At 31.5% G+C, this 18,676-nt stretch carries 16 protein-coding genes and 1 riboswitch; of the genes, 5 read left to right on the plus strand and 11 right to left on the minus strand.

Annotated features, from left to right (window positions below; genetic code table 11):
- Positions 1-104: 104 nt before the first annotated feature.
- From GXK57_RS16320 to GXK57_RS16335, 4 genes are all read right to left on the minus strand, one after another.
- Positions 105-914 (minus strand): MetQ/NlpA family ABC transporter substrate-binding protein, encoded by an 810-nt coding sequence (locus GXK57_RS16320; RefSeq protein WP_160678420.1) that lies wholly within the window; start codon positions 912-914, stop codon positions 105-107.
- A 26-nt stretch (positions 915-940) separates the two neighbouring features.
- The gene (locus GXK57_RS16325; protein WP_160678422.1) at positions 941-1,600 is read right to left on the minus strand and encodes a methionine ABC transporter permease; all 660 of its coding nucleotides are present in this window, start codon (positions 1,598-1,600) and stop codon (positions 941-943) included.
- A complete protein-coding gene (locus GXK57_RS16330; RefSeq protein WP_160678424.1) occupies positions 1,593-2,558 on the minus strand; it encodes a methionine ABC transporter ATP-binding protein in 966 nt (321 codons plus the stop codon). Before GXK57_RS16330 ends, GXK57_RS16325 begins: the two co-directional genes overlap by 8 nt.
- A gap of 231 nt (positions 2,559-2,789) precedes the next feature.
- Positions 2,790-2,903, minus strand: a riboswitch (SAM riboswitch).
- 216 nt (positions 2,904-3,119) lie between these two features.
- Positions 3,120-4,352, minus strand: coding sequence for an MFS transporter (locus GXK57_RS16335; protein WP_160678426.1), 1,233 nt, complete (start codon positions 4,350-4,352; stop codon positions 3,120-3,122).
- 387 nt (positions 4,353-4,739) lie between these two features.
- Between GXK57_RS16335 and GXK57_RS16340 the strand changes: the two genes are divergently transcribed.
- From GXK57_RS16340 to glgP, 3 genes are all read left to right on the plus strand, one after another.
- Positions 4,740-5,486 carry a TSUP family transporter gene (locus GXK57_RS16340; RefSeq protein WP_160678428.1) on the plus strand — a complete coding sequence of 249 codons (747 nt, stop codon included), beginning with the start codon at positions 4,740-4,742 and terminating at the stop codon, positions 5,484-5,486.
- Positions 5,487-5,836: 350 nt separating this feature from the next.
- Positions 5,837-8,131 carry a family 65 glycosyl hydrolase domain-containing protein gene (locus GXK57_RS16345; RefSeq protein WP_160678430.1) on the plus strand — a complete coding sequence of 765 codons (2,295 nt, stop codon included), beginning with the start codon at positions 5,837-5,839 and terminating at the stop codon, positions 8,129-8,131.
- Positions 8,132-8,154: 23 nt separating this feature from the next.
- Positions 8,155-9,774 (plus strand): alpha-glucan family phosphorylase, encoded by a 1,620-nt coding sequence (gene glgP, locus GXK57_RS16350; protein WP_160678432.1) that lies wholly within the window; start codon positions 8,155-8,157, stop codon positions 9,772-9,774.
- A gap of 156 nt (positions 9,775-9,930) precedes the next feature.
- Here glgP and GXK57_RS16355 read toward each other — a convergent pair whose 3' ends face one another.
- Positions 9,931-10,944, minus strand: coding sequence for a LacI family DNA-binding transcriptional regulator (locus GXK57_RS16355; protein WP_160678434.1), 1,014 nt, complete (start codon positions 10,942-10,944; stop codon positions 9,931-9,933).
- Positions 10,945-11,559: 615 nt separating this feature from the next.
- On the opposite strand from GXK57_RS16355, the gene pgmB reads away from it, so the two are divergent.
- Positions 11,560-12,204: a beta-phosphoglucomutase gene (gene pgmB / locus GXK57_RS16360; RefSeq protein ID WP_160678436.1), complete on the plus strand. Its 645-nt coding sequence runs from the start codon at positions 11,560-11,562 to the stop codon at positions 12,202-12,204.
- A 95-nt stretch (positions 12,205-12,299) separates the two neighbouring features.
- Here the strand turns inward: pgmB and GXK57_RS16365 are convergent, their stop codons facing one another.
- Together GXK57_RS16365 and GXK57_RS16370 are read right to left on the minus strand one after the other, a co-directional pair.
- Positions 12,300-12,506 carry a DUF350 domain-containing protein gene (locus GXK57_RS16365; RefSeq protein ID WP_160678438.1) on the minus strand — a complete coding sequence of 69 codons (207 nt, stop codon included), beginning with the start codon at positions 12,504-12,506 and terminating at the stop codon, positions 12,300-12,302.
- Between the two features lie 268 nt (positions 12,507-12,774).
- Complete coding sequence (locus tag GXK57_RS16370) at positions 12,775-13,455, minus strand: ComEA family DNA-binding protein (RefSeq protein ID WP_160678440.1); 681 nt, start codon at positions 13,453-13,455, stop codon at positions 12,775-12,777.
- 225 nt (positions 13,456-13,680) lie between these two features.
- On the opposite strand from GXK57_RS16370, the gene GXK57_RS16375 reads away from it, so the two are divergent.
- Positions 13,681-14,985 (plus strand): serine hydrolase, encoded by a 1,305-nt coding sequence (locus GXK57_RS16375; RefSeq protein ID WP_160678442.1) that lies wholly within the window; start codon positions 13,681-13,683, stop codon positions 14,983-14,985.
- A gap of 163 nt (positions 14,986-15,148) precedes the next feature.
- Here GXK57_RS16375 and GXK57_RS16380 read toward each other — a convergent pair whose 3' ends face one another.
- From GXK57_RS16380 to yqeK, 4 genes are all read right to left on the minus strand, one after another.
- The gene (locus tag GXK57_RS16380; protein WP_160678444.1) at positions 15,149-16,093 is read right to left on the minus strand and encodes an RluA family pseudouridine synthase; all 945 of its coding nucleotides are present in this window, start codon (positions 16,091-16,093) and stop codon (positions 15,149-15,151) included.
- A 9-nt stretch (positions 16,094-16,102) separates the two neighbouring features.
- The gene (locus GXK57_RS16385; RefSeq protein WP_347709099.1) at positions 16,103-16,489 is read right to left on the minus strand and encodes a RidA family protein; all 387 of its coding nucleotides are present in this window, start codon (positions 16,487-16,489) and stop codon (positions 16,103-16,105) included.
- A gap of 7 nt (positions 16,490-16,496) precedes the next feature.
- Complete coding sequence (locus GXK57_RS16390) at positions 16,497-17,738, minus strand: LCP family protein (RefSeq protein ID WP_160678446.1); 1,242 nt, start codon at positions 17,736-17,738, stop codon at positions 16,497-16,499.
- A 259-nt stretch (positions 17,739-17,997) separates the two neighbouring features.
- A complete protein-coding gene (yqeK, locus tag GXK57_RS16395; RefSeq protein ID WP_160678448.1) occupies positions 17,998-18,573 on the minus strand; it encodes a bis(5'-nucleosyl)-tetraphosphatase (symmetrical) YqeK in 576 nt (191 codons plus the stop codon).
- Positions 18,574-18,676: the final 103 nt, after the last annotated feature.

An 18,676-nucleotide genomic window follows, 5' to 3' on the forward strand; every position in this document is an offset into this window, starting at 1 on the left:
TTAATATTACTGGAATTGATAGAGATACTATGTGAACTTCTTTCCCAAGTTCATTAAAGTATCGGAAGAGTGACACATCAATTTCAATACAATATAGCGGTTAGTTAGAATACTGGTAGTATACTTCCTTTGTACTGTTCTTCTATATATTTCTTAGCTTTATCTGATGTAAGTACATCGCTTAAATCCTTAACCCATTTTGCATTTTCATTGCCTTTTTTAGTAGCAAGAACATTTGCGTATGGCGAATCTTTGCTTTCTGAGAATAAAGTATCTTTCTTAGGATTTAACCCTGCTGGCAATGCATAACTTGCATTTATTATTGCAACATCAACATCCTGCAAAACTCTTGGAAGCTGTGCCGCATCTACTTCTTGAATCTCTACATTTTTAGTGTTTTCAGCTATATCCACCTTTGTAACTAGATCCTTTTGTTTAAGCTTAAATATTCCTTGAGCCTCTAATAGCTTTAAAGCTCTTGATTCATTTGTAGCATCAGAAGGAACTGCTATAACTGCTTTGTCCTTTAGATCTTTAATGTCTTTTATCTTTTTAGAATAAGCCCCAAGCGGTGGAAGATAAATTTTCTTTACAGCCACTAAATTAGTACCATGATCTTGATTAAACTTTAATAAATAAGGTTCATGTTGAAAAAGATTAGCATCTATTGAACCTTCTTCTAAAGCTGTATTTGGTGCTACATAGTCATCAAATATTTTAACTTCAAGCTTATAACCTTTTGCTTCGAAGTCACTTTTTAAATAATTAAGAACTTCTCCTGCTGGTTTCAAAGTAGCCCCAACTACTATGCTTGTTTTGTTATCATCTTTTTTAACACTTTGCTCCTTTTTACCACAACCGGCTAGAGAAAGAGCTAAAGTTGCTGTTAATACTAGTGTTAATATTTTTTTCATATATTATGCCCCCTTTTTACTACGCTTTATCTTAACTTTTTATATGCCAGATTACCTATAGACTGAAGTATTTGAACTAGCACTATTAAGGTAAATACAGTATAAAACATTACTTGGTTATCAAATCTTTGATATCCATAGGTTAACGCTACAGCTCCAAGACCGCCTGCACCTACTGCACCAGCCATTGCTGAATATCCTAATATTGATATTACTGAAAGAGTTACACCAGATATTATGGATGGTAGCGCTTCTTTAACCATTACCTTAAAAATTATTTGAGTATCTGAAGCTCCGAAAGACTTTGCAGCTTCTATAAGACCCTTGTCTACTTCCTTTAATGCACCTTCTATAACTCTAGCTATAAATGGTGCTGCCCCAATTGTTAAAGGAACTAACGCTGCAGTCTCACCTATACTTTTACCTACTATAAATCTAGTAAGAGGTATTATAGCAACTATTAATATAATAAATGGAAAGCTTCTAAATATATTTATTACAAAATCTAAAATACTAAATATTACCCTATTAGGTTTTAGTCCATTCTTATCAGTTATTATAAGAAGAATTGCTAATATAAATCCCAATATACTTGCAATAATAGTTGAAATTATAACCATATAAAGAGTTTTCCCTAAAGCTGGGACTAAAACTAGATTAAAAAACTCCATAAAATTATCACTCATTTGTAGTAACCTCCCATCCAACATGCTTTGAATCTAAGTAATTAATTATGCTATCCTTTTTATCCTCGCCTACATTAATTACTAATGAGCCAAGTACATCATCTCTAAATCTTTCAAGTTTACCCCAAACTATTGAAAAATCTATATCAAGATCTCTTGCCATGGATGTTATTATGCTTTGATGTGAGTTATCCTTAGGGAATAATATCTTTATATTAACTCCTTCATTTGGTAAAACCTCTTCTTCTCCAAGAAGATTCTTTAAAGCTTTAGTATGTCTTAAGAATAGGTCCTCTACATGTCCAACTTCAAGTACCTCTCCGCCTTCAAGTATTGCAACTCTTTCACATACTTCCTTAACTACTTCCATTTGATGAGTAACTATAATTATAGTTATTCCAAGTTTCTCATTTATTTCTCTTAAAAGTGATAATATTGATTTAGTTGTTTTTGGATCTAGTGCTGATGTAGCTTCATCACAAAGAAGTATATTAGGTTCAAGAGCCAATGCTCTTGCAATTGCTACTCTTTGCTTTTGTCCACCACTAAGCTGTCTTGGCTTACTTTTCGCCTTATCTTCTAGTCCTACAATTTTTAGTAGTTCATCAACTCTAGTCTTAATTTTAGCCTTTGGTATGCCCCAACATTCCATAGGTAAAGCTATGTTGTCATAAACATTCTTTCTCTCAAGTAGAGAAAAGTGCTGGAATATCATTCCTAAATCTTTTCTAAAACTTCTCATTTCCTTACCTTTTAGGTCTTTTACCTCTTGTCCTCTTACAGTTACACTACCTGTATTATAGGACTCAAGTCCATTTAGACATCTAAGCAAGGTTGACTTTCCTGCCCCACTATGGCCAACCAATCCAAATATTTCGCCCTCATTTATATCTAGATTAATGTCTTTAAGAACTTGTATATCGTTGAAACTCTTATTTAGCCCTTCAATCTTTATCATACAAATCCCCCTCAAAATAATTGTCAACAAATAATTACTATCAGATAAATGCTGCAAAAAAATTATAAAGGTCACCAGTCAACTTTTTCTGCCCATCTGCCTTTCCTAACTTAAGTGAGTAAAATTAGAAGACTAATCATTCCTTTTTGTACTGAATATAAAGTCAATATATTTATACTAAGCACAAAAAACGCCGGAGAATAAACTCCGGCGATATAAGCCTTACATTTACCCTCATCTCTCAACGCAATGCGTCGCAGGAATTGGCACCTTTGTATATGTATATGAACATATACCGGTTGCCGGGCTTCATCGGGCCAGTCCCTCCACCTCTCTAGATAAGAACGATAATATTTATTTTGTTTTCCATTGACATTACTATAATATTTTTTTCTTATTAAATCAATAGTTTTTTTAAATTATTAAGAAAATATTATTAATATATGAACAATATTAACAATTTCACAAAGAAACCTATTACATTGTATAATTATTTAATATTTTAAAAGTACTTTTCTTATTGGAAGACTATGTTAAGTTGTAAATTAAAAAATATTTACCTTATACCATACTTTTTAAATTACTTGACTTTTTATTCATCAGTAAATATAAAACACTTCCTATTATAATAGTAACAATTCCAGATATTATAAAAGCATCAGTAATTCCTAAACCTTTAGATATAAAACCTTCAAATAAACTTCCTAAAGGAGTTGCTCCTGCAAAAACCATGGCATAAACACTCATCACTCTACCCCTGAACTCATCTTTTGACTTTAGTTGAATCGTAGAGTTTGCCGTAGTTGAAAATAAAACATTAAATATTCCAGATATAAATAAACATATCATTGAGACCCCATAGGATTTAAATACCCCTGTAAAAACAAGCATTATAGAAATTACTGTACCAGCTAAAAACATCAAACTTCTCTTTGGTCCTCTGCTTTTAGTTGCAACTACGAAGGCTGAAAGCATAGATCCAAGTCCCATAGCTGACATAAGATATCCATAGCCATCAGAATCCATATTTAATACTTGCTTAGCAAGAAGTGGTATTAACACACTATAATTCATTGCAAAGGTGGATACAAAAAACACTAATAAAATAGTAAACAAAATCTCTTTTGATTTAAATACATATTTTACACCTTCTTTTACATCCAATAGCATATTCTTATTACCTGCAGCCTTTTTAGAAATACCTTGAGCTGAAATCTTATAAATACCATAAACTAAAGGAATGAAACTTACTGCATTTAGTAGAAAGCATATAAAGAACCCAAATAGTTTTATCATTATTCCAGCTACCGCTGGTCCCACCATCCTTGCTGCATTAAATACTGTAGAATTGAGGGCTATTGCATTCATCAAATCCTCTTTTCCTACAAGTTCTATCATAAAAGACTGCCTTGCTGGCATATCTACAGCATTACAGCACCCCAATATTGTTGCTAAAACTAATATATGCCAGTATTGAATGGTATGAGTGAAAACTAAAAAAGTTAGCACAAAAGCTAATACTCCCATAATAGATTGAGTTATAAGTAATATTTTTTTCTTTGGGTAGTTATCTATTAAAGCACCTGCAAATAAGGAAAATAATAATACAGGTGTAAACTGCAGAGCACTTACAAAGCTAAGCTTTAAGGCCGAATCAGTCAAGGTTACAACTAGCCATGACTGACCTGCATTCTGCATCCATGTACCTATAAGCGAAACTATAGAGCCTATAAAAAAATATCTAAAATCCTTGTGACTGAGTGCCCCAAGTGAAATTCTCCCCCATTTATTCATTGCTACTTCCCCTTTCCTTTATTAATAAATTTCTAGTCCCCTTTGTTTTTAATTCTGTGACACTATATATAGGAACTATTTATAACAAGTATAAATTAATAGTTGTAGTTGGTTCCCTATATAGATATTCTTCATGAAAACCCAATTAATACATATTCGATAGGCTATGTTCAAGAATAATGTTGAAATTAAATGGTTAAGAAGGAGATGCTATATGAGCGAGCTATTAGCGCAAGCTCATCTAAGCATCGGATGACTGACCACTTAATTTCAACACAGTGCTTTAACATCTCCATTCGATAAAAAAATTTTAACGTCATATTTAAAATTATCACAAATTATGATAAGATTTTCAATTGTAGTATAGTTCATAAGGGGGATATTTAATTGATTAATTTAGCCTTACTCTGTATTTCAGGTTTTATTGCAGCCTTTGTTGATTCCATTGCTGGTGGCGGTGGTCTCATAAGCCTTCCAGCTTATATGCTTTTTGGATTACCTCCACATATTGCTCTTGGTACTAATAAGTTTTCATCAACCACCGCAGCACTTACGTCATCCATTCGCTTTATAAAGGAAGGAAAAGCGGACCTATCCTTATTAAAGTTCATTGTACCTTTTACTTTTGTAGGTTCTGTTTTGGGGGTTAAGTCCGTATTAATAATAAATCAAAGTTTTCTTACTCCTCTAGTTATGATTTTAGTTTTAATTGTTGGAGTATACTCATTATTCTCAAAAAATCTTGGTCTTGAAAGCCACTATAGAGGAAAGACAAGAAATCTTATTATAGTAGGAACCATATTCGGATTTTCACTAGGCTTCTACGACGGCTTTTTTGGCCCAGGAACTGGATCATTTTTAATCTTTGGTTTTATAAAGATATTTAAACTAGACTTTGTAGAAGCAAATGCCAACTGCAAGATATTAAATTTCACTTCTAACATAGCTGCGCTAATTACCTTTGCTATAGAAGGAAAGATAAATTATTTTTACGGAGTTTTAGTAGCATTATTCATGATATTGGGTGCACTTATTGGCTCAAAGATTGCATTAAAGAAAGGCGCTAAGCTTATAAAGCCAGTATTTGTCACAATGTCTCTTGCCGTTTCCATTAAAATGCTTCTTTCGCTATAAACCTTATTATTTCTACTATTAATATCAGAAATGATTGTTAAAACTTTTTATAATTAATATTAAGAAACGCTAATCTCACTTTTTTAGCGTTTTTTTTAATATGATCATATTTATAAATATATATGAACAAATCATATTAAGTGCTCTATGGTTATTTTTGATAAAACCCACATTTTAAATACTTATAATTTAGAAAATATTACAATAGCAAATATTTTAATGGTTAGATATTGATTATGGAAATATAAAATGATATATTATACTTGTAAACATATTCATGGTTTATATTTTTTTAAAATTTTGTGCAATCGCTTGCATGTTGTTCTAATAAATTTAAATGGAGGATTAGTATGAGAAATTATATTTTGCATGATGAGTGGAAAATAATCGAAAAAGGATTTCATCCAGAAGAAAATAGAATATACGAGAGTTTTATGAGTTTAGGAAATGGCTACATGGGTATGAGGGGAAATTTCGAGGAAGATTTTTCAGGCGATTCTCTTCAAGGTAGCTACATTGCAGGTGTATACTATCCAGACAAAACTAGAGTTGGCTGGTGGAAAAATGGTTACCCTGAATACTTTGCAAAGGTTTTAAACTCAGTTAATTATATTGGAATAAGAATAAAAATAAACGGTGAAAACTTAGATATAGCAAAATTAAAAGAAGTTAAAGACTTCTCAAGAGTTCTTAACATGAGAGACGGCTCTCTTGAAAGAAGTTTCGTTGCTGTTTCTAATGATGGTAAAGAAACTAAGGTAGAAGTTAAAAGGTTTATAAGCCTTAAAGATAAAGAAGTTGCAGCTATCTCCTACTCTGTTACACCATTAAACTATGATGGCAAGATAGAATTTACTCCATATCTTGATGGAAACATAGTAAATGAAGATTCAAACTATGATGAGGTATTCTGGAATGAAGTGTCTCAAAAATCCACTCCTTTTTATGGAGAAGTTACAATGCAGACTAAAAAGACAAATTACTATGTAACTGCTGCTATGTCATATGATGTCTTCCTTGATGGTAACAATGCAAACGTTACTCCTGAGGTTTCCCATAGAAGTAAATACGCTGAAAATACTGTTTCTGTTTCAACACAAAAAAATAGTACAGCTACTTTATATAAATACGTTGGTGTTGCAAGCAATCGATATTATGAAGAAGAACTTGTAATAGCTAAAGCTTACGATGCTGTTGAAAGAGCAAAAAATGCTGGTTTTGATAAGCTTTTTGCTGAGCACAGTACAAAATGGCATGAGCATTGGAATGAAAGTGATATCGTAATTAAAGGTGATGTTGCTGCTCAACAAGGCATAAGATTTAATATATTCCATATGACTGCTACTTATACTGGTGAAGATTCAAGGTTGAATATAGGACCTAAAGGCTTTACTGGTGAAAAATATGGCGGAAGTACTTACTGGGATACAGAAGCATATTGCATTCCTTTCTATTTAAGTACAGCTGATGAAAAAATAGCTAGACAGCTTCTTATATATAGATATAACCAATTGGACAAGGCTAAAGAAAATGCTGCAAAGCTTGGACTAAAAGGAGCTCTTTATCCAATGGTAACTATGACAGGAGAAGAATGTCATAATGAATGGGAAATAACCTTCGAAGAAATCCACAGAAATGCAGCAATACCTTACGGTATATTTAACTATGTTAGATACACTGGTGATAAAAAGTATCTTGCTGAATACGGCTTCGATGTAATTCTTGAAACAGCTAGATTCTGGGTATCAAGATCTAACTATGTTCCTCAAAAGGACAAGTACATGATTCTTGGTGTAACTGGTCCAAATGAATATGAAAATAACGTTAATAATAACTGGTATACAAATACTATGGCAGCTTGGAATATATCCTACGCTTTAGAAACTTATGATTTCTTAAAGGAAAACTACCCAGCTGAACTTAAGTCTCTTGTTGAAAAACTAGGAATAACAGATGATGAGCTTGCTCAAATGAAGGAAGTCTCTTCAAAAATGTACTATCCTATGATTGAAGAATTAGGAGTATTCTCTCAACAAGATAATTATATGGATAAAGAGCAGATTTTAGTGAAAGATTTAGATCCTTCAAATCTTCCTCTTAATCAAAAATGGTCTTGGGATAGAATTCTTAGAAGTTGCTTCATCAAGCAAGCAGATGTACTTCAAGGAATTTTCTTCTTAAGTGATAGATACGATTTAGAAACTAAGAAAAAGAACTTTGAGTTCTATGAACCAAGAACTGTACATGAGTCTTCTCTATCTCCATGTGTTCACTCAATAATAGCTGCTGAAATTGGAAATACAGAAAAAGCTTATGAAATGTATTTGAGAACCTCTAGACTTGATCTAGATAACTACAATAATGATACTGACGACGGACTTCACATAACAAGTATGGCTGGAACTTGGATGTCAATAGTTTATGGTTTTGGTGGTATGAAGTTAAAAGATGATATGCTTCACTTCTCACCATTTATTCCTGAAGTTTGGGATGAGTATTCATTTAAAGTAATGTTTAGAGGTAACCTATTAAATATAACTGTTAATAAGAAAAATATAATTATAAATCAAGAAAAAGGATCAAACCTTATTATAAAAGTTAATAATAAAGAATATGAATTAAATGGTTCAACTATAACCATTTAAAGTATAGATTGGGAGGATTATTTATGAGTAAATTACCTAATGTTGCATATTTCTGTATGGAATATGGTCTAGACGCATCAATAAAAACTTATGCTGGAGGTCTTGGTATCTTAGCTGGAGACTACATGAAAGGTGTTAACGATCATGAGTTTCCAATGGTAGGTTTAGGGATAAAATGGAAACAAGGCTATACAGATCAAAGAATCAATGAAGAAGGCAAACCTTATGACAGTTATACAAATCAAGATTATGATTGCCTTGAAGATACAGGTATAAAGGTTAAAGTAAAAATAAGACAAAGAGATGTGGCTATAAAGGTTTGGAAGGTTACAAAGTTTGGAGTATGCCCTCTTTACCTATTAGATACTGATATTCCTGAAAATGCTGACACTTGGATAACTGGTCAATTGTACGGCTGGTTTGGCGAAGAAAGAATAGCTCAAGAAATGGTTCTAGGTATTGGCGGTGTCAGAGCTCTAAGAGCTTTAGGCTATGAAGCTGAAGTTTACCACTTCAATGAAGGTCATGCTCTATTTGCTGGTTTTGAACTTCTTAGAGAAAAGATGGAAGCTGGACTTACTTTCGATGAAGCCTTAAAAGCAACTAAAGAAGAAGTTGTATTTACAACTCACACTCCAATAGTTGAAGGAAATGAGTCTCATACACTTGATATATTAATGTATATGGGTGCAAACAATGGTTTAACTGTTGAACAGCTTGTTAGCTTAGGCGGAGCTCCTTTCAACATGACTGTAGGTGCTTTAAAAATGTCTAGAATAGCTAATGCTGTTGCACAACTTCACATGGAAACAGCTAATAAGATGTGGGAAGGTGTAACTGACAGACCAGAAATCATAGGAATAACAAATGCTATACACACTCCTACTTGGGTAGATTCTGCTATGCTTGCAGCTGCTGATGGAGAAGGTGATCTTTGGGAAACTCATATGAAGAATAAGAGAGATCTTATAAAATTCGTAAATGAGAGAACTGGAGTTACACTAGATGCTGATAAGCTTTTAATAGGTTTCTCAAGAAGAGCTGCTCCATATAAGAGAAGTAACTTAATTTTTACTGATCCTGAAGTAGTAGAACCATTATTAAAGTCAGGTAAGCTTCAAATAGTATTCTCTGGTAAGGCTCATCCACTAGATGATACAGGAAAGAAGATAGTTGCTAATATAGTTGATATGACTAAGAAGTACCCTAACTCAGTAGTTTTCCTTGAAAACTATGATATGACAATAGGAAAGGCTCTTACTAGAGGTTCTGATGTATGGTTAAACAATCCAAGAAGACCTCTTGAAGCTTCAGGTACATCTGGAATGAAAGCTGCTATGAATGGTGTTCTTAACTGCTCTATCCTTGACGGATGGTGGCCAGAAGCTTGTGAACATGGAGTAAACGGCTGGCAGTTTGGTGATGGCAAAGGAGTTAGTGACTTTGCAACTCTTGAAGAATTAGATAATCATGATTTAAGAGCACTATACGATGTATTATTGTCAGAAGTAATTCCTACTTATTATGATAACAAAGATAAATGGATTGAAATGATGAAAGCTTCTATAGTAAGCTGCAGAGAAAAGTTCGCAGTAAAGAGAATGCTTGATGAGTACTACAATCTTATGTATATAAAAAAATAGTATAATTTTTACCAAGTAATATTTATAAACTTAAACCCTTGATAGTTTGATACTTTGAATATACACCTAATTTATATACTGAATAATATCATTAACGATAATAAGAATAAAAAAACCACTGAAGCGTCCTTCTTCAGTGGTTTTTTATTCTTATTCTTATTCTAATTTGTTGAAAGTTGATTCTCTCTCTACAAACTTGGTTTCTATTATATAATGATCTAACTCTTCTTCTTTCTGCTGTAATCTATCTATAAGAAGTTTTGCAGCATAGTATCCTAACTTTTTAGCATTGATATCAACTGTTGATAATGGTGGGTTTTGATATTCTGATAAAGGTATATTATTAAAACCAACTAACCATATATCTTTTATCTTTTCTTCCTTAAGTCTTCTTGAAACACCAAAAGCCAACAAGTCATCTGTTGTTACTATTGCACTTGGTTTTTTAAAATTAATTATAGTTGAACAGGCTTCATATCCATCTGTTTCTGTAAAGTCTCCCATTTGCATTATCAAATTTTCATCAAATTCAATGTTTGCCTCACTTAATGCCTCTTTATAACCACTAAGTCTGTCCTTAGACATAGTTCTCTCAGAAGGCCCTCCAATAAAAGCTATATCCTTATGCCCTTTATCTATTAGTCTCTTTGTAACATCATACATGGCCCTTTTATTATCATTATCTACCCATAAAATATTCTCTGCTGTTTCTGGTCTACCTACTATAACAAAAGGGAAATTTCTTTCACTCAAGTACTCAACACACTTATCCTCTGACCTAGTAGTAAGTAAAAGCATTCCATCAACCATTTTACTGTTTATATAATTAGCCAAGAAAGAGATCTCCTCTTCTTCATTTTTACTAAAGGTATAAACAATGGAGTACCCCATCTTCTGAGCATATATACTTATCCCTGTCATAACCTGAATGAAGAATGGATTTCTAAAAAGATCTTCTTCTCCACTTGGTAGTATCAACCCAAGAATTTTCGTTACATTATTAGCTAAACTTCTTGCTATCACATTAGGATGATAATTTAACCTTTTAACCGTTTCCATAACTCTTTCTTTTGTTTCATCACTTATTCTAGGATTGCCAGCTAGAACTCTAGACACTGTGGATGGGGAAACGTTTGCTTCTCTGGCCACATCCTTTATAGTCACATTCATTTTGAATTTACCTCCCATAAAAAAACACTAATTCCTCAACAATTAGCCATTTTTCACTCCTCATAATTTTCACTAAATCTTTACTTAAATTCATTAAAGCATCTTGTGATTAACCACTTAATTTTAACATAATTTTTTTAACCTTAATTCTATATTCTTTCTTCCGAATAACATAAAAATAACTCAATTAGAAATATTCATATAACAAAAATATTACTTTTCTAATAAGATAAACATTCTATTAACATTATACTACCAATAATGATAAAAAGCGAGGTTTGTTGACCTTTAATAATCAAATTATAATAAATCACAAACATAAAAACTGTAAAAAGATTAAATTTATACTATAGTGTTTTTTTATAAATTTACTCTAATATATTGATGTACCGATTCATATTAAAATTTATATTTTCACAGCTTTCTCTAAGAATCCAGAGGAGTTTTGAAAATACATCTGAGATTGAAGTGGTCAATCTTTAATAGGTACAAAGTTATGTATTATTTTTTATAGTATTCTCTAATATTTCATAAGTGCTTTAATATTTATAGAAAATTTCTCTATAATATTTTATAATTAAGTTAAACGCTTAAACATTATGGGGGTAATAGTTTATGGATGTAAAATGTTGTATTTTTGATTTAGATGGAGTAATAGTTGATACTGCAAAATATCATTATCTAGCTTGGAAACGATTAGCTAATGAATTAGGTTTTGATTTTACTGAAAAAGACAACGAAAGATTAAAAGGGGTTAGTAGAATGGCTTCTCTAGAGATTTTACTTTCAATCGGTAAAGTATCTCTAAGCGAAGAAGAAAAAGTAGAGCTAGCTGCTAAAAAAAATGCTTGGTATGTTGAGTACATATCTAAAATGAATAAAGATGAAATACTACCTGGTGTTGAAAACTTTCTAAGTACTCTAAGAGCATCTGGAATAAAAGTATCACTAGGTTCAGCTTCTAAAAATTCAATGATGATTTTAGATAACCTTGAACTTACAAGATACTTTGACGCTATAATAGATGGAAACAAGGTATCTGAGGCTAAACCAGATCCAGAAGTATTTTTACTTGGAGCTAAAGAGCTAAATATATCTCCTGAGTTTTGTGTAGTTTTTGAAGATGCTGAAGCTGGTATAGAGGCTGCTACAAGAGCCGGTATGAGATCTATAGGTATAGGTTCTCCTGAAACTTTAGGTAAAGCTACAAAAGTTGTACCTAACTTAGAAAATTCTGATTTAAATCTTTTAAAATTTTAAGTAAAAACACACTGAGGCAATAGCTTCAGTGTGTTTTTTAATAATTTGTCTTTCCCAATTTATATTAGTAAAAACAAAGAGAGATCCTATCATTTTTATGCTATTACCTTAGATACTATTATAGCTACTCCAATTAACATTCCTGCTATAACTATAGCTACAGCAGTATTTTTGTTCTCTAATTCCTTATTAAAATCAGCTGGGATAACCTTATCAAAAACAACATACCCAATAGCCATAATAATTATACCTAATATTCCGAACAATAGGCTTAACCCAAGATTAGCTAAAACCGCCATCATAACCCCTCCTTATACATTTACTATAATTTTACCATATAATACTATATTATTGAACAAATTTTACTTTGCAAATCATCACTTTTTATATCCATAGTAATAGATGTTCCAGTTCTATAATTTATAAGCTTATTATCAACTATTTTATGAATTGATTGTAATTTTATCTATCTATATCTTATCTTTAACTGACATATCTATATACAAATTATATTAAAACATAGCATTAGTTTTAGAGAGTTTACAACTTATCAGTGATATTATACCATGTTTAATTAACACTTATCTTATCCTTTATCTTTTCAAATAGTTTATCACCTATTCTATCTACCTTTTTGATGTCATCTATAGTCTTAAATCCATTATTTTTTTGTCTATACTCTATAATCTTTTCTGCTGTAACAGCTCCTATACCAGGAATCTTATCTAACTCTTCCTTAGAAGCTGTATTTAGATTTACTACTGCTCCACTATCACTAACAACTGATGAAACACTTACCTCTTTATTACTTGCTGTAATATTGTTTGTACCGACTTTATCTTTGCTGCCAATCACTATACATTCATTATTCACAAGCTTCTTTGCTTGATTAATTGATGATAAATCTGCTTTATCTGTTAGTCCACCTGCTTCCGTTATAAGATCTTTTACTATACTTCCTTCATCTAGATAATATACATCCGCCTTTCTTACTTCTCCTTTAATCTCAACTACTACTTTCTTTGCTTGGGTATTACTGTCCGTATCAGTAGTTTCTTTTTTACTACTACCAGCCTCTTTTTTATCACCTTTTGAAGCTTTAGCTTCCTTTTGATCAACGTCAACAAACATGTCTTCCATATCTTTCTGTGTTAAATTTTTTTGCCTTGTGTTAAAATAACCTATAGTTATGAATGTTATAAAAAATAACACCATAACTGAAGCTCCGATTATTTTTTCTCTTTTTTTCATCTTATATCACCTCATTTTATAAAGAAAAATACATAGTTATGCAATATATAGTAACAGTAATGTACTCTATAACCTACTATTTTAATTTTTATATAAAAGTTAAAAATATTAATAAATTTATACGCTTTATTATTTTGATTATTGCCAAATAAGCAAAAATATATAGCAAAATTTGTATAAATTTGATATACTTAAATCTATTGAATAAATATGCGGGGGATACATATGAGAAAGATATCGATATTTTTTAGCATGCTTTCAATTTTTTTACTTATGTGTGGAAGTGTGAATGTAAAGGCAGCTACCTCAGCACCACCAGAGGTTGAATCAGAGGCTGCAGTACTAATGGATGTAAATACCGGTGATATTATTTATGACAAAAATGCCAACAAACCTTTAGCTCCAGCCTCTACAACAAAGGTAATGACAGCACTTCTTACATTGGAAAAAGCAAAATTAGATGATAAGGTTACCATAAGCAAGGTACCACCAACTGCTGAAGGAACTTCTATTGGATTAAAAGAAGGCGAGATTTATACAGTAAATGACCTTCTCCACGGACTTCTTCTTGAATCCGCAAACGACTGCGCTGAGGCCTTAGCAGAGCATGTTGGGGGATCTATGGATAACTTTGTTAAAATGATGAATGAAAGAGCAAAGCAATTAGGTGCAAATAACACCAACTTTGTAAATCCTAGTGGACTATATGAGCCTAACCACTTAACAACGGCGCACGACTTATCTTTAATGCTTAAGGAAGCTATAAAGAACCCTACTTTTGTTAAAATATGTAGAACTCAAGTTTATAAATTTCCACCTAGTAACTTAGATGGAAACGAAAAATGGGTTTCTACAAAAGATGAGTTGATAAGAAAAAACTCACCACACGAGTATCAATATGCTTTAGCAGGAAAGACTGGATACACAACTTTATCTAAACACACTTTTACTGCTGCAGCAGAAAAAGATGGCCATACTTTAATTGTTTCAATGCTATACTCTCAAAGTAAACAGTTTTACTTCGATGATGCAAAAAAATTATTTGAGTACGGATTCAATAACTACAAACCTATAAAGTTATATTGCAAAGGTGATGAAGTAGCTAGCTACAATGTAACTAAGTCTTTATCGGTTCCGCTAATAGCTACAAAGGATATATATTACCTAATAAATAAAAATGATTATAAGCCTAATTTGTCTGATAATGATATAAAAAACAACCTTGCTCCTAAGATAACGATAAAAAGTGCTAACTTAGAAAAATCATCCTTCAAGCAAGGTCAAGAAATTTTAGATTCAGATGTTACAGTAAAAGGTAAGGAACTATGTGATTTAAAACTAGCCTCAAGTATTGATAGGGAGTACAAGGGTATATTACCTACATCTGCATCCTATAAAAACATAAAACCATTTGTACTAGCTTTAACCATAGCAATTACCTCTATATTCCTTATAACTTTAAGAAAATATATTAAGTTTAAGAAAAAACAATATATTTTGAGACGTAAATATGACAATATAGCTCAATAATTGAAATAAAAAAATACATACTGCCTGCAACTACATCTTTAAATAAATCCATAAAAAGGCAGGTTAACCAAAAAGCACTGAAGAGAGAATTCCTTCAGTACTTTTTTATTTATATATATTAATATTTTTGTATTCTTTAATTATAAAGCTCTTAACTCAGCTGTTAAACTTGTTTTATTTTATTAATAAGTTCTTTCATATCTTCGGGTAAATCCGCTTTAAGTGAAAGTACTTTTTTTGTTCTCGGGCTTAAAAAATCTAATCTATAAGCATGTAAAGCCTGCCTTGATATATAGTTGTCATCGCCCTCAATGCCATAAAGGGTATCTCCAAATATAGGATGGCCCATATGACTTAAATGAACCCTTATCTGATGAGTTCTTCCAGTCTCTAGTGTACATTCTACTACATCAGCATCTTTAAGTCTTTCTAATACCCTGTAATGAGTTACGCTTCGTTGCCCAAATTCATTGACTTCTCTCTTTATAGAATCAACTGCTGGTCTATGTATAGGCAGGTCTATAGTACCTTCTGTAGAATCTAAATTTCCATGTACTATAGCTATATATCTCTTTTCAATGGCAACAGAGTCTTCTCCAGGCTCCTTTATATCTCCATTTTTATCTTTGTCCATAGCATTCTGCTTTGATAATGCCATATGAGCATATTGATTCTTTGCTATTATTATTAATCCTGAAGTATTCATATCTAATCTACTAACTAGACGAACTATACAATTTTGGTTAGTTTCATTAAAATAGTTTATGACTCCATTAGCTAAAGTACCAGATTGATGACTTTTAGTAGGGTGAACTACCATAAATGGATCTTTGTCTAAAACTAAAATATCATCATCTTCATATATTATTTTCAAATCCATTTTTTCTGGTGCGATATTCTGAGTCTCATCTTTAGAAACATTGACTTCTATGTGATCATCAGCCTTCAGCACATAGTTCATTTTTACAACTTTACTATTGGCCTTTATTCTGCCATCTATTGCAGCCCCCCTAATGAGTCTGGTTGATAGTCCTAACTTTTCCTTAAGAAAATCTCTTATCTTTCTTCCCTCATATCCTTTTGGGACTACTTCTCTTATGTAGCTCATATGATTCTCCTATCTATCTTTAAAAGCAATAACCTCTATTTCTATAACTGCATCTTTAGGCAATCTGCTTATCTCAACACAGCTTCTAGCTGGAGGATTTTCCTTAAAGAATTCTCCATAAACTTCATTTACTGAACCAAAGTCATCAATATTCTTTAGGAATATAGTTGCTTTTATTATATTTTCTAAGGAACTTCCAGCTTGCTCTAATATAGCTTTTACATTAAGCATTGATCTCTTAGTAGCTTCCTTTATATCAGTTACTAACTCACCTGTAGCAGGATCTATCGGAATTTGACCAGAAGTAAATATAAGATTGTCAATACTAATACCTTGACTATATGGTCCTATTGCTTTTGGTGCATTTTCTGTAGAAATAATATTCTTCATTTTCATTTCTCCTTTAATTCTTAAAATCTTTACCCAATATAACAATTATATCAAAATTATCATCGTTTTTTGATATAGTTCCAAATTTATTAATATTTATATCCGAAGAAACAATATCTTTGATACTATTGTCCTTTAGTTGTATTTCACTCTTACTGGTTTCCTTTGTATTACCTACCTCAATATTCTTATATCCTTTATCCTTTAGTTCTTTCATATACTTTGATGCTAGTCCTTGAGTTTTTGTTCCATTTAGAACTTTAATCTTCATAGAACTTTTAGCTATTTCTTTATTACTTTCATTGTTAACTTTTCCTTTACTATCTTTATCAGAAAACAAATTAATTATTTCTGTATTAGCTTCCTTATCATAAATAAGATAAGAAATACCATCTATAGTTCTAGGAACTCCTTTTAAGGTGTACATCTGAACGTTTTCCTTATTAAGCCCTATTGCTTCTTTTCCTAAAGCAAGTAAGGTCTTAGGCGGCATATCAGTTTCTATATACTTAGGTAGTACATCTAATATTTTACCAATCTTAGGTACTATAGTTATAGATGTACACCTTTCTACAACTTTTCCAATGAATTTATGCTGATTATCTATTCTATCCAAATCACCATTCGCTAATCCTGTTCCATCATTGTTTTTTCTCCATCTGAAAAACTCTTCTGCCTTTTTACCGTCTAAAAGTACTGTCTCACCTTTTTTGAATTTTATGTGCAAGTCCTGTGCTGCATCATCATAATACATATTCCTATCTATGGTCATCTCAACGCCTCCAATAGCGTCTACAAAGCTCCTAAAGCCATCATAATTGAGTTTTACCACATAATCTATATCAACTGTCATGATGTTTTCTACAGCCTGCTTTATGGCACTGTCTCCACCTATAGAAAAAGCGGCATTTATCTTTTGACTTGAATTCTTTATCTTAATCATCATATCTCTTGGAATTGATACTATATACGCCTTTTTTTCCTTAGGAATCAACCTCACAAGCATTATGGTATCAGTTCTTTTTATGCTATCATTGTTTTTCTGATTAGGATCGCCTATATCCATGCCTAAAAATAATATATTTGTAGGTAAAGAAGTATCCTTCTCTACAGCATTACCATTATAGTTTTTACTAAACTTACCCAAGTATTTATAAAAAAAAGCCCCTGTACATAAGGAAATTATAATTAATAAAACTAACAGTATCAGTAGACTTACCTTAAATTTATTTTTCAATAAATTCTTTGAACCCATAAACTCACCTTCTAACGTCGCATTTTTACATCTTTTTCCATTGTAAAATAATTATAACATTTTTGCAACAATTAAAAGCATCAAATATGTTAATAATGTATTCCTAAACCGCATTAATTCTCATAGATAGCTATATTACTAATTTTAGTAGTAATATAATTAGTAGTAAAATAAAAGGCATAGATTAATTTAAATATACTAATCTATACCTTTTATTTGTTTTCTATTATGCTAAACATTATTGTTTAAATCAAGTAATTTAACAGCCTTTTATTTTTAACAACAAGTCATTCCTAGCTTCTATGGTTAAAGGGTGTACAAGTTGTCCTAGCTTAATAACATAGGTTATAGTATTGTCAAAGCCTTGCAGAACTCCCTTATCTAAATCAGCATAAGTTACAATCCTTAATTCTTCTACACCCTTATAATCTCTATTTGGTTCAATATAATCAGCTATATATATTATTTTCTCAAGTAAGCTCATAGATTTTTTGCCAGTGGTGTGATATCTCACAGCACTTAATACTTCTTCATCTTTAATATTCATAGTTTCCTTTGCTATAATAGAGCCTATTAAACCATGTAGTATTTGAGGTGACTTTCTTGTAATCTCGTCTATTTCTATACTTCTAGACTTTAAAAATTCAAATTGATCATCTATTCTCATATTTTTAGCACAATCATGAACTAAGGCCGCAAGCTTAGCTTTTTCTTTAGACTCACCATTTTTCTCTGCCAGAAGCTCTGCTGCAGATACTACACCTAAGGTATGTCTATATCTACTTTCAGTGAGATTTTTCTTTAGATAGGCATCAATTTCTTCATATGACCACACAAAAATTCCCCCATTCCTAAACTATTAATTAATAAAAAAAATGTAGTTATTCTTAAATATAAAGTAGAGATTATATAAAAACAAACTATATCTTCCCGCCATA

Origin of the sequence: Clostridium sp. C8-1-8 (genome assembly GCF_009928445.1) — a bacterium.
GTDB lineage: Bacteria > Bacillota > Clostridia > Clostridiales > Clostridiaceae > Clostridium_AR.

Coding starts and splice junctions, on each gene's coding strand:
- GXK57_RS16320 (WP_160678420.1), bottom strand. CDS start 914: ATGAAAAAAATATTAACACTAGTATTAACAGCAACTTTAGCTCTTTCT.
- GXK57_RS16325 (WP_160678422.1), bottom strand. CDS start 1,600: ATGAGTGATAATTTTATGGAGTTTTTTAATCTAGTTTTAGTCCCAGCT.
- GXK57_RS16330 (WP_160678424.1), bottom strand. CDS start 2,558: ATGATAAAGATTGAAGGGCTAAATAAGAGTTTCAACGATATACAAGTT.
- GXK57_RS16335 (WP_160678426.1), bottom strand. CDS start 4,352: ATGAATAAATGGGGGAGAATTTCACTTGGGGCACTCAGTCACAAGGAT.
- GXK57_RS16345 (WP_160678430.1), top strand. CDS start 5,837: ATGAGAAATTATATTTTGCATGATGAGTGGAAAATAATCGAAAAAGGA.
- glgP (WP_160678432.1), top strand. CDS start 8,155: ATGAGTAAATTACCTAATGTTGCATATTTCTGTATGGAATATGGTCTA.
- GXK57_RS16355 (WP_160678434.1), bottom strand. CDS start 10,944: ATGAATGTGACTATAAAGGATGTGGCCAGAGAAGCAAACGTTTCCCCA.
- pgmB (WP_160678436.1), top strand. CDS start 11,560: ATGGATGTAAAATGTTGTATTTTTGATTTAGATGGAGTAATAGTTGAT.
- GXK57_RS16365 (WP_160678438.1), bottom strand. CDS start 12,506: ATGATGGCGGTTTTAGCTAATCTTGGGTTAAGCCTATTGTTCGGAATA.
- GXK57_RS16370 (WP_160678440.1), bottom strand. CDS start 13,455: ATGAAAAAAAGAGAAAAAATAATCGGAGCTTCAGTTATGGTGTTATTT.
- GXK57_RS16375 (WP_160678442.1), top strand. CDS start 13,681: ATGAGAAAGATATCGATATTTTTTAGCATGCTTTCAATTTTTTTACTT.
- GXK57_RS16380 (WP_160678444.1), bottom strand. CDS start 16,093: ATGAGCTACATAAGAGAAGTAGTCCCAAAAGGATATGAGGGAAGAAAG.
- GXK57_RS16385 (WP_347709099.1), bottom strand. CDS start 16,489: ATGAAAATGAAGAATATTATTTCTACAGAAAATGCACCAAAAGCAATA.
- GXK57_RS16390 (WP_160678446.1), bottom strand. CDS start 17,738: ATGGGTTCAAAGAATTTATTGAAAAATAAATTTAAGGTAAGTCTACTG.